The 14,911-nt window shown below is 50.1% G+C and carries 9 protein-coding genes; 2 read left to right on the plus strand and 7 right to left on the minus strand.

Annotated features, from left to right (window positions below; genetic code table 11):
* Positions 1-279 precede the first annotated feature (279 nt).
* The 5 genes from O3C58_01995 to O3C58_02015 all read right to left on the minus strand — a co-directional run bounded on the left by O3C58_01995 (position 280) and on the right by O3C58_02015 (position 8,411).
* Entirely contained in the window at positions 280-1,530 is a 1,251-nt protein-coding gene (locus O3C58_01995; protein ID MDA0690636.1) for an AAA family ATPase, read from the minus strand.
* 9 nt (positions 1,531-1,539) lie between these two features.
* On the minus strand, positions 1,540-1,881 hold the full coding sequence (locus tag O3C58_02000; GenBank protein ID MDA0690637.1) for an AAA family ATPase: 342 nt from the start codon (positions 1,879-1,881) through the stop codon (positions 1,540-1,542).
* 240 nt (positions 1,882-2,121) lie between these two features.
* Positions 2,122-5,697, minus strand: a complete 3,576-nt coding sequence (locus O3C58_02005; GenBank protein ID MDA0690638.1) for a vitamin B12-dependent ribonucleotide reductase — start codon at positions 5,695-5,697, stop codon at positions 2,122-2,124.
* A gap of 653 nt (positions 5,698-6,350) precedes the next feature.
* Positions 6,351-6,515 carry a hypothetical protein gene (locus O3C58_02010; GenBank protein ID MDA0690639.1) on the minus strand — a complete coding sequence of 55 codons (165 nt, stop codon included), beginning with the start codon at positions 6,513-6,515 and terminating at the stop codon, positions 6,351-6,353.
* Positions 6,516-6,938: 423 nt separating this feature from the next.
* On the minus strand, positions 6,939-8,411 hold the full coding sequence (locus O3C58_02015) for a transglutaminase-like domain-containing protein (protein MDA0690640.1): 1,473 nt from the start codon (positions 8,409-8,411) through the stop codon (positions 6,939-6,941).
* Positions 8,412-9,126: 715 nt separating this feature from the next.
* Between O3C58_02015 and guaB the strand changes: the two genes are divergently transcribed.
* Both guaB and guaA read left to right on the plus strand, forming a co-directional pair.
* Complete coding sequence (gene guaB, locus O3C58_02020; protein ID MDA0690641.1) at positions 9,127-10,593, plus strand: IMP dehydrogenase; 1,467 nt, start codon at positions 9,127-9,129, stop codon at positions 10,591-10,593.
* A 63-nt stretch (positions 10,594-10,656) separates the two neighbouring features.
* Positions 10,657-12,210, plus strand: coding sequence for a glutamine-hydrolyzing GMP synthase (gene guaA / locus O3C58_02025; GenBank protein MDA0690642.1), 1,554 nt, complete (start codon positions 10,657-10,659; stop codon positions 12,208-12,210).
* Positions 12,211-12,223: 13 nt separating this feature from the next.
* Here the strand turns inward: guaA and O3C58_02030 are convergent, their stop codons facing one another.
* Together O3C58_02030 and O3C58_02035 are read right to left on the minus strand one after the other, a co-directional pair.
* On the minus strand, positions 12,224-12,805 hold the full coding sequence (locus tag O3C58_02030; GenBank protein ID MDA0690643.1) for a Smr/MutS family protein: 582 nt from the start codon (positions 12,803-12,805) through the stop codon (positions 12,224-12,226).
* A 6-nt stretch (positions 12,806-12,811) separates the two neighbouring features.
* On the minus strand, positions 12,812-14,872 hold the full coding sequence (locus O3C58_02035) for a bifunctional aldolase/short-chain dehydrogenase (GenBank protein ID MDA0690644.1): 2,061 nt from the start codon (positions 14,870-14,872) through the stop codon (positions 12,812-12,814).
* Between the last annotated feature and the right edge of the window lie 39 nt (positions 14,873-14,911).

A 14,911-nucleotide genomic window follows, 5' to 3' on the forward strand; every position in this document is an offset into this window, starting at 1 on the left:
ACTAAAACAAAAGACGCTTCTTTGAATTGGCGATTCGGCGTCGTTGTCAATTTTTAGAGATGCCCTTAAGAAATACCCAATGGAACGTTTAAAAAAAGAACGAACTGTAAACAATGTATTCGTCGGCAACCAATCTGATAGCCACTGCCAAACGTTTTCGTGCCCCGAGAGACCGCTATCGGCTAGGAGCGGACATTAATTAAGTCGCCATGGCACGAACTTACGAGCACCTAGCGACCTTAGGCAACGAATTTAATAGCTTTGCAAGCGTCGAAATGACTAATCAAAAATAGACGATTGTAAATCATTAAACACTTTCATATTTTTTGTAACGTATTCTGAAAGGTTGAGCTTAAATGTTTCAGGGTTAATGCTTGTTTTAAGGCCACAAATATTTTTAATTTTCCCCGTTGCATCCTTTAAATTTTGGTTTTCAATGTCAGTTACCAGCGCATCATAAGACTTTCCGTCAAAAACTAGGCTGTTTTTACTACAGTAGTTAACAAGAACTTCTTTATCGTACAGGTAGTTTTCAATTTCCCACCTTTTTAGAACTCTATGGTTTTTAGGATTGTTTTTAAGGTATTGAAGCCTATCCATCTCGGTCGTCTTTTTCCCTGACGCCATATCTCTATCTTTTAGAACAAGTATCTCTAACTCAGAAATCACTTTGCTAATAATAGAAATAGCTATTTCACTTCGTTGGTCAAGCTCTGTATTCCCTCCACTAGATACAAATAAAGTGTCATGATGTGAATCAGAAAATATCTTATTATATACTTGAGCATCCAATCCTCTCTCCATCCCGCCAGCAGCAGGTGCATCTCTCCCCTCGCAATATACGATCACCTTAGGACATACGAGACTGGCTAGGTCATCAAGTGCTATTTCAAAAATATCTTTCCATGCTACTCTTGATGTTTTCATTGGAGTTAATGTACATGGCTTTGAGGCAAGTTCTTGGTCATCATGAAACTGAATAACCTGACACTTACCTTTTAACTCATCTTGCAGTGCGCGTAAGAACCCTATGCTATGAGTAGTAATCCAAATTTGACAGTCCTCACCTACTAAACGGTCAATTTCAATTAGCAGGTTTTTCTGGATGCTCGTATTAATATGTAGCTCAGGTTCATCCAATAAAAATATTGTCTCACTATACTCTTCCCGTCTTAAGTAAAGATCTAACAATATATCCACTACCTCTTTTTCTCCTGAAGAAAGAACATTGAATTCGAATTCTGTGGGGTGATCAGTTTTTTTAAAGTACAAGGTGCCCTGGGAAGCTTCAATACTGCCAATACTAGAAATTTCCAATGATAGGCATTTGCTTAAGGATGAATTAATATCACCGATTATTTTTGATTTCGCAGAGCTCGGGGCGCAATCTACATCATTCATATATTTATTGTACTTTACATAAAGTCGACGGTAGTTCTCTTCCATTTTATCGTCAAGATCAGAAGCAGAGGTTGCGCCATAATTATTCAACCTTATTTCTGGAGTCGCTCTTGTTTCCTTAACCTTCAAGTTATTGTTTTACCGATAGGGACTACGAAATGAAAAAAGTGTATTTTCTTTCCCCTTTGCCGCCTTCAAATTCCTGACAGTCTGATAATTACCGGTATCAAACTCAATCTCTACATTTGTGTAGTCGTAATTGGTAGTTTGATTCATAGAATGGTAATTATGATCTTTATTACCTTTGCTTCCAATACATCCATGCGCATTATGGTGAAATAATATTCCATCAAGCACACTACTCTTTCCGCAACCATTTGGTCCGACAAGTGCAACAACTCGCTTAGGGGTGCCAAGGTCGATCGTCAAATCAAAAAACCTTTTGTAGCCATTTTTCAATCGTAATTTCTTAATCTTCATCTATATTCCCTAACTTTTAGATTTAGCTTTCGTTTATGGTTTGTTGGGCAGCATTTGTATTTTCAGGTGACTGGCCGGATGTTGACTATTGCCTGTGTCCGCTTCTAGCCAAATCCGGTCCTTCGAAATCTAACACTGTCCATCAGATAATGCCTGAGTTATTGCAAATAAAACAGGGGACAGCCTTCAAAAGGCTCCCCCCATTTTTTTCAAACTATTTTTTCTGCGAGCCTGCAATTCTTACGAACACCCCGATGTCGCGCCGCAGGTCAGGCACTTGAGGCAGGTCCCATTGCGCACCAGGGTCAATTGACCGCATTCATTGCAGGGGTCGCCTTCATATCCTTTCAACCGGGCAATGGCCACTGTGGAAACTGTTTTCACTTTCACCTGCACCCCGTTTCCGGCCAGCGGCGCTTTGTCAAGCAGCTGACTGCCGTTCCCGGTTGTTCTTAGAACCACCTCAGGCACTGCATGGCCATTACCGTTGCCTGCGCCGTTGGAAATTTTAGGTTCATCCTTCTCCTCAGCCTGTTTATCTATTTGTCCGATGGCATCGCTGCGGAGATCGTCCGGGGTCACTTGCGCCAGATCATTCCGGCCCAGGTAGTTGATGGCCAGTTCCCTGAAAATATAATCAATGGTGGAAGTCGCCATGGTGATTCTGTCATTCCCCGTGACAAAGCCGTTCGGCTCGAACCGGGTGAAGACAAAAGCGTCTGTAAACTCTTCAAGCGGAACGCCATGTTGCAGACCCAGCGAAATGGATATGGCAAAACAGTTCATCAGACTGCGGAAGGCCGCGCCCTCCTTGTGCATATCGACGAATATTTCACCCAGAGAACCATCTTTATACTCACCGGTTCGCAGATAGACCTTGTGACCGCCGATGGATGCCTTTTGCGTGTATCCCTGCCTGCGATGCGGCAGAGGTTTGCGTTTATGCTCTCGAACCATTTGCACGATCTTTTCGGCAATGACTATCGGTTCCTTTTCTTCCACAAGCTCCATTTTCAAATGACTGAAATCTTCGCTGGCCATGCTGTTCAAAGGCTGACTCAATTTGGAGCCATCCCGGTAAACGGCGGTCCCTTTCAGCATCAGTTTCCAGCTCAGCATATGCGCTTTCTCCACGTCCTTGATGGTCGCGTGGTTGGGCATATTGATGGTTTTGGAAATGGCGCCGGAAAGGAACGGTTGAGCGGCGGCCATCATGCGGATATGGGCTTCAGGCCGGATATAACGCTCGCCATATTTCCCACATTTGTTGGCGCAGTCAAAAATGGGATAATGCTCCTTTTTGAGGTGCGGCGCGTTTTCGATGGTCATGGTCCCGCAAATCGCATCGTTGGCAAGTATGATTTCCTCTTTACGGAAGCCCAGATGCTCAAGCATGTTGAACTCGAACGAATTCAATTGTTCATCTGTCAAATGCAAAATGTTTTTACAAAACTCTTCACCCAATACATATTTATTGAAGGCAAAGGTGATGTCGAACACCTTGGGAAGCTCGGCCTGAATCCTGTCGAGCACATCCTCCGTAAAGCCTTTACCCTGGAGCGTTTCGCGGTTGATGTGCGGCGCCGAATCCAGCCGCCCTGTGCCGACACAATAGCTGATGATCTTGCGGATCTCTTCCTCGCTGTACCCCTGGCGTTTCAAGGCAACGGGAACCGACTGGTTGATGATCTTGAAATAGCCGCCGCCTGCAAGTTTTTTGTATTTGACCAGGGCATAGTCGGGCTCAATTCCCGTCGTATCGCAATCCATCAATAATCCAATAGTGCCTGTTGGGGCGATGCAGGTCGTCTGGGCGTTCCGGTAACCATAGCGCTGGCCAAGTTCCAGGGCATCGGCCCATTCCTTCACCGCGGCCCTTTGCAGATAGGCCGGACAAAATTCGCTGGAAACGCCCTGCGGATAAATCGTCAGCCCCTCGTATTCGTGCACCTCGCTGTTTTGAATCGCCCGACGATGATTGCGTAACACCCGCAACATGTGTTTCTTGTTGTTTTTGTATTCCTGGAACGGTCCCAGTTCCTGTGCCATTTCAGCGGACATGGCATAAGCGGCTCCGGTGGTCAGCGCCGATATAGCGCCGGCAATCGCCCTGCCTTTTTCAGAATCATAGGGTATCCCCAGCACCATGAGCAAAGCGCCCAGGTTGGCGTACCCCAAGCCAAGCGTGCGATATTCATAGCTCTTCTTGGCAATACTCGCGTTGGGGAATTGGGCCATCATGACGGAAATTTCCAGAGTCAATGTCCAGAGACGACAGGCATGCCGGTAATTTTCAACTTCAAACAGGCCCTGCGCCTCGTTATGAAAGCGGATCAAATTGATGGACGCCAGGTTGCAGGCGGTGTCATCGAGAAACATATACTCCGAGCAGGGGTTGGACGCCCGAATGCGACCACCCTCCGGGCAGGTGTGCCACTCATTGATGGTGGAATCAAACTGCAGTCCCGGGTCGGCGCTCGCCCAGGACGCTTCATTAACTTGGTCCCAAAGCTCCCCCGCTTCCAGGGTTTTAGCTATCAACCCATCGGTACGACGGATGAGGTTCCAGTCCCCGCCACACTCCACCGCCCGCATGAATTCGTTGCTGAGGCGGACCGAGTTGTTGGAGTTTTGCCCCGAAACAGTGGTATACCCTTCCGAATTCCAGCAGGTGTCGTACTCCTCAAACTCCATATCCTTGGCTCCCTGCTGGGCGAGCTGGATGACGCGGTAGATGTAGTTCTCAGGAACACATGCCTCGATGGATTTCCATACGGCCTTCTTTAATTCTTTGTTCTTTTTGATATCGAAGCGGGAATCATCATTGCCTTCCGGCGCCCAGCACGCTTTGAGGACACTTTTCAGCATGCGCCGACAGATGCGGCTCCCGGTGGCTAACGCGGCGACCTTGCCCTCCTCGCGAACTTTCCAGCCAATGAATTCCTCAATGTCGGGATGATCGATGTCGAGCGTGACCATTTTTGCCGCTCGCCTCGTGGTTCCACCGGATTTTATTGCGCCTGCGGCCCGGTCCCCGATCTTGAGAAAACTCATCAACCCGGAAGATTTCCCGCCGCCGGACAGCGACTCGCCCGAACCCCTAAGCGTGGAAAAATTGCTTCCGGTTCCGGAACCGTACTTGAATAACCGGGCCTCCTGCCGCCACAAATCCATGATGCCGCCGTCACCTACAAGGTCGTCTTTAACGGACAGGATAAAACAGGCGTGGGGCTGCGGGTGTTCATAGGCGTTTCTGGATTTTTCCAGTTCACCCGATTCCGGGTTGTAGAAATAATGCCCCTGAGCGGGACCGCCCAGACCGTAAGCCCAATGCAGACCGGTGTTGAACCATTGCGGCGAGTTGGGAGCGGCGTATTGCCGGGCCAGCATGAAACACATTTCATCGTAATAACTTCGGGCATCCTCTTCGCTTTGGAAGCATTTATTCTTCCATCCCCAGTAGGTCCAGCAACCCGCCAGGCGATGAAACACCTGACGCGAATCGGTCTCCCGCGCAATCCTTTGGGAGTCCGCCAATTGATCTAACGCTTCCATATCGGGCTCGGACGGACACAACCATTCCGGAACGCCGCTTTCATATTTCTTTTTTAACCGCGCCGGGACCCCGGCCTTGCGGAAATATTTCTGCGCCATGATATCAACAGCCACCTGGGACCAGAAATCCGGCACCATCACATGTTTGATCTCGGAAACAACCGAACCATCCGCATTGTTGATTCGGGAGGTCCTTTCGGTAAAATCGATCCCCTGGTATGGCCCCTGGTTATCTTTAGAAAAAACACGGTTGATTCGCATAAAATGACTCTCCGGAAAATATAAATTAGTAGGTATTTATTATTAAGGAATTTTGGCTTTCTTAAAATACACGGCTAATTCTTCATAAAACAATATGAGGCGTATTGAAAAAAAAGGAAAGAACCAACTCGCTCACTTTAAAGAATTGCGCAATACCTTGCAGGTATTTGTTTTTTAAGCAGAAAATACTATATCTAGTGCTAACTAGACGCCTATAATACAATATATTGTGGTATGGTCAATAAAATTTTGATGATTTCCCCAGCCTTTTTTCGGAGCTCCAATATCTAAAAGGGTTCAGCGAAAACTGTCTTCAGAAAAACCGCTAGATTTAGCTCTTGCTCTAGTGTCCTAAGTTTGGATTCTAAAATTTTGTGTCAGTAAGTTGGGATTGCGGGGAAATTCAAAAATAAGGTTAGATATCTACGTTCAGAAAGAAGGTGAGCTATAGGGAGGAGCCTAGGAAACGCTTGTATGGTTATTGCAAATGTTGCCAAGGTGGCTAAGGATGTGGAGGGGGAAACCAGATCTTATGAATTTGAGGACATTTTTTAGGGACAGAGGTAACTTCTCACCTTTGAAAAAGTAAACGGGTTAACAAAATAAAAAAGGCGAGGCTATATAGCCTCGCCCAATTCATTGTGGAGAGAAAATCACTCGTCTTCAAGCAAATTATCGTCAGAACCAGCTTTCATCATTTCCTCACAGCCTATGCAGACATTTTTTAATACGCCTACTCCTTCGACAAAAACCAATTGCCTTGAGACTGTGATTTTCAATTCTCCACATATTTCACAAAATCGTTCAACATCAACCATAAAATGACTCTCCGGAAAATATAGGTGCTAGATATCTAGCGTTCAGAAATTATGAGTTACTTACAGAGATAATGCAGGACTATTGAAAAAAAAAGAAAGGTCCACCGGGTTCCCTTTGGCGGGAAAAGACATTAGCTCTTAGGTGTTTGTTTTTTAAACGAAAAGCACTGTATTTAGTGCTCATGACGGTGACTATATACAACATATTGGGGTAGGTCAATATAATTTTCTCGCTGAATTTTGATAAAGTTCGGAATCCCAATATCTAAAAGGGTCTGACCCAAAAAAAATTATATCTTAGCGGTAAGCGAATATAAGGCGAAAATTAATTTCAGCAATTTTTTCTGTCGAATCCAGAGGAGAAACGCTCAAAAGAAGGGGGATTTAGGAGGGAGAAAATACCCATCGCAGACTTACAAAATCTTAATTTTCAATCAATTCAATCTGCACCTTGCCGACAAACTCCATCAGCTTGAACTGATCGTCCTTTTGCCCTTCGGAAAGTTTGATGTGGGTGGCGTCCACCACATCCTGTCCAAACGTAGGGTCGAGCGCCCGCCATTCGCCGACAAACACTTCCGGCCAGGCGTGATAAAGGAACCCCTGGTAGGTTGGGGAATATACCAGGCCGTTGACGATTTTCGTCGGAATACCCGCCGCCCGCGCCAGAGCGGTGAACAAGTAGGTGTGCGACTGGCATTCGCCTTTTCGCGTTTTAAGCGCATTGAGGGCGCTGGCGGAATCAACCAGCACTTTTTCCAAATTATTGAACACCCATTGATTGATCTTGCGCGAGGCTTCCCAGGCGTCAGTCGTGTCGCCCACCAGCTCTTTCGCCAGAGACCGGATCAGGGGATGTTTGGATTGCACTTCCGCCGAGTCTTCCAGATACTCCGGCTGAGCAAATGCCGCAACCGGGCGCACAACAGCTTGCTTCACTTTCTGAGGCTCGGCATTTATCAACAGCACCGAAGCGTAGGTCCCGTCCTCCGCCTTTTCCGACTGCATCACCTTCTGCCGATGGTCCTGGGGGATCAAATCGGACGAACGCATTTTCGACAGCTTCATTTGCATTTGCCGCTTTTTGCCCGGTTGGGAAATATTCTTGCCCGGTTTCACCAAACTTAATGTAATCAGACTGCTGACCGTCATCGCCTCGTCGCCGAGGTCTATGGCAATGTGTTCCGGCTCCTTGCGCGATTCAAACCCTTGCGTCGTCACTTCCTGCATCACACTGCCACTTTCGGCCACCCACAGGGTCGATTCCATCCCCGCCACCCGGTGGAAAATCACAAACGTGTCCACCGGCTTGCCCTCATACACAAACGGCTCCTTACGCAGGATGTTGTATTCCACATCCATCAGCATCTGGAACGGTTCCATGAAGATGGGGATCTTGCCCTTTTTGCCGACTGTCAGCCCATCGCGAACGATATTCAGCAAAAACGTCGCGGAGGGCGCCGTGGCTGGAGAAAACGCGATGGACTTGGTCTTGTCAAAACCCAATCCCTTGATGCGGTAAACGAGTTTTTCATTTTCCCGTCGCGCCTCCACTTCCTGCCGGCTTCCCATGATCATCTGCACCAGAGAAAAATCCTTCAAACGCAAATCGGGGGTCAGGTGAGTGTTCTGGGAAAAGGTCGTGGTCTGATCCGCACCGCCCGCCTGCAAGCGAAAGAAAACTTTGGAGTCCACCGTGATCTCATCTTCGGTGACGCGCATTTTGGCAAAGGTGAAGCCGAGCTTCTTGCCTTTATAATACGTGCCCATCCACTCGGTGGTTTCACCGGGAGCGAACAGGGGGTGCATCGGTTCCACAGCAAACGCCCAAAGCGGCCACGTCAGTAATAGGATGAAAGCGAGAACTGCGGGAGTGATTTTTTGTGTGAGTTTCATGCCTAATAGCGTAGCACAAGATTGATAAGTAAGGCCCTGATTGTGTAAATTTTTTCACAAGAAATTACAAAAGGATTGAAAAATCGTATCTTTAAATATGGGCTTTCACCGCAAAGACGCAAAGGACGCAAAGAAACCCAAACCCCTTGGACAGGACTGACAAGATGAAAAGAAAATCCCCCTGACCCCCTTTAATAAAGGGGGGAAATTGCTCCCCCTTCTGTGAAGTACCCCTGCGGGGCATGAAGGCAAAGGAGGGAATATCACATACCCCTTCGGGGTATGAAGGCAATGGTGAAATATAACAAGCTCAGGGAGGCCGCAGATCGAGAAATCCCTCCTCACCTCAATCCTCTCCTCCCTTGGAGGAGAGGAGGAAACGCCTTCTCTCCCATGAGGGAGAGGGATTATTGAACTAAATCTCCCCAGTCCCCTTTAAAAATGGGGCACAGGCTTTCCAGCCTGTGCTACTGCCTTTTTATTTTTCCCATCTGTGTTTATCTGTGGTTTCTTTGCGTCCTCTGCGCCTTTGCGGTGAAAAAGTCTTGGCTTTTTTTCCCTCCATCCTGTCCATTTCCCGCCTGTTGCCGGGGCTAAAGCGCTTTTTCGCAATTATTGCGTGAATTCCACTTTTCGGACGTGATATATTGTCTCATTCACCCAATGTATATGATATAAAACCATCTCTAGCCCTTTTAACTTCCAATAAAACTTTATGCTGGACCCAGATAAAATAAAAACTTACCTCACTTTTGATGATGTTCTGCTGCTACCGGGGCATTCCACGGTGTTGCCTAACGAGGTGGATGTTTCCACTCTGTTGACGCAGAAAATCCGGCTGAACTGCCCGTTGATCAGTTCGCCGATGGATACGGTCACCGAGGCCAGCCTCGCCATCGCTCTGGCACAGGAGGGCGGCATCGGCATCATCCACCGCAACCTGTCTCCGGTCAAGCAACGCAAGATGGTGGAAAAGGTCAAGCGCTCGGTCAGCGTCATGATTCCCGACCCCATCACCATGCAGCCGGACCAGAAGATCCACGAGGCGCTGGATGTGATGGAAAAGTACAACATCTCCGGCATTCCCATCACCCAGGGCAAAAAGCTGGTCGGCATTCTGACCAACCGGGACTTACGGTTTGAGACCGATATGGAGAAATCCATCCGCTCTCTGATGACCAAGGACAATCTGGTGACCATCCCGGAAGGCACGCCTCTGGAAAAATCCAAACAGCTCCTGCATGACAACCGCATCGAAAAATTGTTAGTGGTCAATGACGAAGGAAATCTTAAAGGCCTGATCACCATCAAGGATATCGAAAAGGCCGGGCAATACCCCCGCGCCGCCAAGGATGCCAAGGGCCGTCTGCTGGCGGGTGCGGCTTTGGGCGTCGCCAAAAGCCCGATGGACCACATAGAAACACTGATCAAGGTCGGGCTGGATGTTCTGGTGATCGACAGCGCCCACGGGCATTCGGAAAAAGTTCTGCAGACGATACGCGACATCAAGAAAAATTTCCCCGATTTGCAGGTAATCGGCGGCAACGTCGCCACCGCCGAAGGAACGCTGGCCTTAATAAAGGCCGGGGCCGATGCGGTCAAGGTCGGCGTGGGGCCAGGGTCAATCTGCACGACGCGCATCGTCACCGGAGTCGGCGTGCCGCAAATCACCGCCATCGCCGAGTGTGTGAAAGCGGCGGCGAAACATGGCATTCCCGTTATTTCCGACGGCGGCATCAAATTCTCTGGAGATATTTCCAAAGCCATTGCCGCAGGAGCCCATTCGGTCATGATCGGCTCGCTGTTCGCAGGCACCGAAGAAAGCCCAGGAGAAAAAATTCTCTATCAGGGACGCAGCTACAAGGAATACCGGGGGATGGGGTCTCTGGGCGCCATGTCCAAGGGGTCCAGCGAGCGTTATTTTCAGGACCGGGAATTGTCGGAAAGCAAGTTGGTGCCGGAAGGCGTGGAAGCGAGAATCCCCTACCGGGGGGTTCTGTCATTCACCGTTCACCAGTTGCTCGGCGGGCTGCGCGCCGCGATGGGTTATTGCGGATGCAAGGATATTGCAGAGATGCGCGACAAATCCTCTTTCATCCGCATCACTCCTTCCGGTTTGCGGGAAAGCCATGTTCACGACGTGATCGTGACCAAAGAAGCGCCCAATTATCATATCGAATAGTTAATAAACTCCAAATAGATTCAAGCCCGAAATTTCGTTACCCTTAGCCGAGTCTTCTGAAACATGACAACTGATAAACTGCATGAACAGAAAATCCTCATCCTGGATTACGGTTCCCAGTACACCCAGAACATTGCCCGCAAAGTGCGGGAATGCCAGGTCTATTGCGAAATTCACCCCTGCACCTGGTCCCTGAAAGAAATTCTGGACTTCAAGCCCAAGGGAATCATCCTGTCAGGAGGACCGGCCAGCGTCCTGGCTGAAGGCGCGCCGCATTGCGATCGCGGGCTTTTTCAGGCGGGGATTCCCATACTGGGAGTCTGCTATGGAATGCAGTTGATCACCCACACGCTCAACGGCAAAGTCGCTCCTTCCGAGCACCGGGAATACGGACGCGCGGAGTTGATGATCCGTGAATTCTCCCACCTGTTCGCAGACGTCAAAAATAATTCCACCGTGTGGATGAGCCACGGCGACAAAATATCCAAACCCCCGCCAGGGTTCACGGCTACCGCTTTCACCACCAACTCCCCCATCGCCGCGATCGAAAATCGCATCGACAAAATTTACGGCCTGCAATTTCATCCTGAAGTCGTTCACACGGCGGAAGGCAAAAAAATTCTGCAGAACTTCCTGTTTAAAATATGCCGCTGCAAAGCCAATTGGAAAATAGAATCGCTGGCGGAATATTCCATCAACGAGGTTAAAAAGAAAGTCGGCAAATCCAAAGTTCTTTGCGCTCTCAGTGGAGGGGTCGATTCCTCGGTGGTGGCCATCCTGGTGCATAAGGCCATCGGTGACAACCTGACCTGTATTTTTATCGACAACGGGCTCCTGCGTTCGGAAGAACGGGAAAAAGTAGAAAAAACCTTCCGCGACAATTTCAACATCAACCTGGACGTGATCGACGCCTCCGACCAATTTTTGTTGCGTCTCGAAAACGTGACCGACCCGGAAGAAAAAAGAAAGATCATCGGCAATGTCTTTATCGAAGTGTTCGAAAAAGAAGCCAAACGGGTGGGGAATTTCAAGTTTTTGGCTCAGGGCACCCTGTACCCCGACGTCATCGAATCGGTTTCCTTCAAGGGGCCGTCCGCCGTGATCAAGACCCATCACAACGTCGGTGGCCTGCCGGAAAAAATGGATCTCAAACTTCTGGAGCCGCTGCGCGAACTGTTCAAGGATGAAGTCCGCGTCATGGGGAGAGAACTGGGAATTCCCGAAGAAATTATCGGACGGCAACCTTTTCCCGGCCCCGGCCTCGCCATCCGCATTTTAGGGGAAATCACCGGAGAACGACTGACCATCCTTAGAGCGGCGGACAAAATCATCATCCAGGAAATAAAAGCGGCGGGATTGTACGACAGCATCTGGCAGGCATTCGCGGTGCTTCTGCCGATCAAAACCGTCGGCGTCATGGGCGATTCCAGGACCTACGAAAACGTCATCGCCATCCGCGCGGTGTCCAGCAGTGACGGCATGACGGCGGACTGGGTGCATCTGCCTTACGACCTTTTGGGCAAACTCTCCAACCGCATCATCAACGAAGTACAAGGCGTCAACCGCGTCGTCTACGACATCAGCTCCAAACCCCCCGCCACCATTGAGTGGGAGTAGTTCCCGTCTTTCCCTAACCTATATTTCTCTTCTTTTTCCGCCGCAGATAAACGTACAGCGCCCCCTCGCCGCCGTGTTTGGGTTGCGCCTGAGTGAACGTGATCACCTTTCCCGCAAGCGGCCGCTCGGCAAGCCAGCGCGGGACCTCTCCTCTCAGCACTCCGGTTTTGGACTCAAACCCGCCTTCTCTTCCCCCGCCACTGCCTTTTCCCGTGATCACCAGCAGACAACGTTGCCCCTGCGCGAATCCCTTTTCAATGAACTGAATCAGCTCGTTGTGCGCCTGGGCCTGGGTGTGGCCGTGCAGGTCGAGGCGACTTTCGATAGGAATCTTTCCCTGACGCAGTTTTTCCCCGGTGCGCCGGTCGATGCCGGCTGCAGGCGGCGGCTCCTTTGCTGACTCCGGGTTTTTGGAAGGTTGGGTCTTTGTCTCTGCTTCTTCAGGCTCACCGGCAACCTCAGCGGCGGGTTTTCCGGTTTCCTCCGGGTCCACATTTTTTTTCAGGAGCTTCACATCCTGCATGGCGGAACGCCACAGCGTTTCGTCTTCTGTGTCCGGCTTTTTCGCCGGCCCTTTTTTGCCGCGCTCCGTCACGGGAGTTCACCTCGGGCTGGCGGCGATGTTGCCGCCGTCGATGGTGATGACGCTGCCGGTGGTTTTTTCAGCCAGCGCGAGATCGAGAAAACCCTGCGCCACGTCGGTGTCGTAAACTTCCTTCTCCAAGAGATTGTTTTTGAAGTAATCGTCCGCCGTCAAGCCGCGTGCCGCCGCGCGTTCCTTGATGACATCACCGGTGAACAGCCCCGTCCGCACCCGGTCGGCATTCACCGCATTGGCGCGGACTCCCTCTTTGCCGTAATCGAGGGCGTATTGTTTGGTGAGCGCGACGACGGCGGCTTTCGGTAATGCGTAGGGGCCGAAATTTTTACCGGGATTGAACGCCGCCTTGGAAGCGTTGAATAAAAGTACGCCTCCCGTCCGTTGTTCAAGAAACAGTTTCACCGCCTGGGAAGCCAGTGCCTGATGCGCGAAAAAATTGAGATCGAAACTGGCTCTTAAAGCGGCGGGATCGACATCCCCTATTCTTCCCTGAACCGCGTTGCCGGCATTTGAGATGAGAATATCCAGCCCGCCAAACTCACGCACCAGATGACCGAAGGCTCCCCGGATCGCATTGCCGTCGGTCACATCCAATGCACAGGTGACAACGCTGGCTTTTAAATCTTTTTGCAGAGCGTCTTTGGCCGCTGTCAGTTTTCCGTCATCCCGGTCGATCAGAAACAAATTGGCGCCGTGTTCTGCAAACAACCGGGCGGTAGCCAAACCGATGCCGGACGCCGCGCCGGACACCGCGACGATTTTGCCCTCCAGTTTTTTGGGTTGGCTTTTCCCTAATTTCGCCTGCTCCAGCGACCAGTATTCCATGTCGAACAGATCGTCATCCTGGATCGGTTGATACTCTCCAATGGAGAACGCCTGGTGAATGATGCCCAGGGTGTGCTGGTAGATATCCGCCGCGATCCCGGTTTCCTTGGTGGTCTTGCCGATGGTGATGAGCCCCACGCCATTAAGCAGGATGACGCGGGGAAGCGGATCGAGTTCTTTTTTCTCCACTCCTTTAGCCTGGCTGTTGGTTCGAAAATAATCGTGATAGTTTTCGCTGTACTGCTCCAGGGCCCGGGACACTTCTTCCCACAGGGCATCGGCATCGTCCAAGTTTATAAGGTTCAACAACAACGGTTTTTGTTTGGTGCGGATGACGTGGTCAGGGGTGGCGGTGCCGATCTGCGACCAGGTGGAACACTCCGCACTGCCAGCAAACTCGTATGCAAAAGCATCTTCGCGGTGATGGACCGTCCACGCAACACCCGTCTTCTCGGCATACAATCCGCGCAATACAGGAGCGATTTTAACGAGAAGTTCTTCCTTCCTCAGGCTGGACTTCGAACCATTGATTGGCGATAGAGTTTTTTGCTTTTTTCCGGCGATGAATTTTTCGGCAAGAGTGACCGCTTCGATGTGGCGATCGTAGCTTTCTTTTGCTGTTTCTCCAAAAGTGAACAGGCCGTGATTGATCAGCACCAGCCCCTTGACGTCGGGATTTTTCTCATAAGCTTCAGCGGCGGCCTTGGCCAACAGGAATCCCGGCATGATGTAGGAAACCAGTCCAAACGTATCGCCAAAAATCTCCCGGCACATTGCTTCCGCGTTTGGCTGGTTGGCGATCACCAGACTGGCGTCGGCGTGGGAATGGTCGATGAATTTGTGCGGCAGAAAGGCATGCAACAACGTTTCCACCGATGGGTTGGGCGAAGACGCGTCCAGCAGGTTGATCCGCTGTTCGTTGACCATGTCTTCATCGCTGAGACGGTCCAGTTGCCTCAGTTTGAGAAGAGGGTCGAGCTTGACTCCCGGCAGGCCGGGCGGTTGCAGGGTATCGAGGTCCCAGCCACTGCCCTTGACGTAAAGCACGGGGACTTCTTCCCCGACTCGGGTCTTGGCCGTGGACTTGACGGACGTGTTGCCGCCGCCGTGAATGACCAGGGCCGGGTCGGCTCCGATCAACCGCGAGGTATACACGCGAAGCGCCAGGTCCTCTGAAACATCGTTATAGGTTTTTATCGCCGCTTCGGCATCTTTATCATTCCATCTATTTTTCATAGCAAATTTTTTATTCGTTGAGGTTAACCGCCAAATGTT

The organism is Nitrospinota bacterium (genome assembly GCA_027619975.1).
Lineage (GTDB): Bacteria > Nitrospinota > Nitrospinia > Nitrospinales > VA-1 > JADFGI01.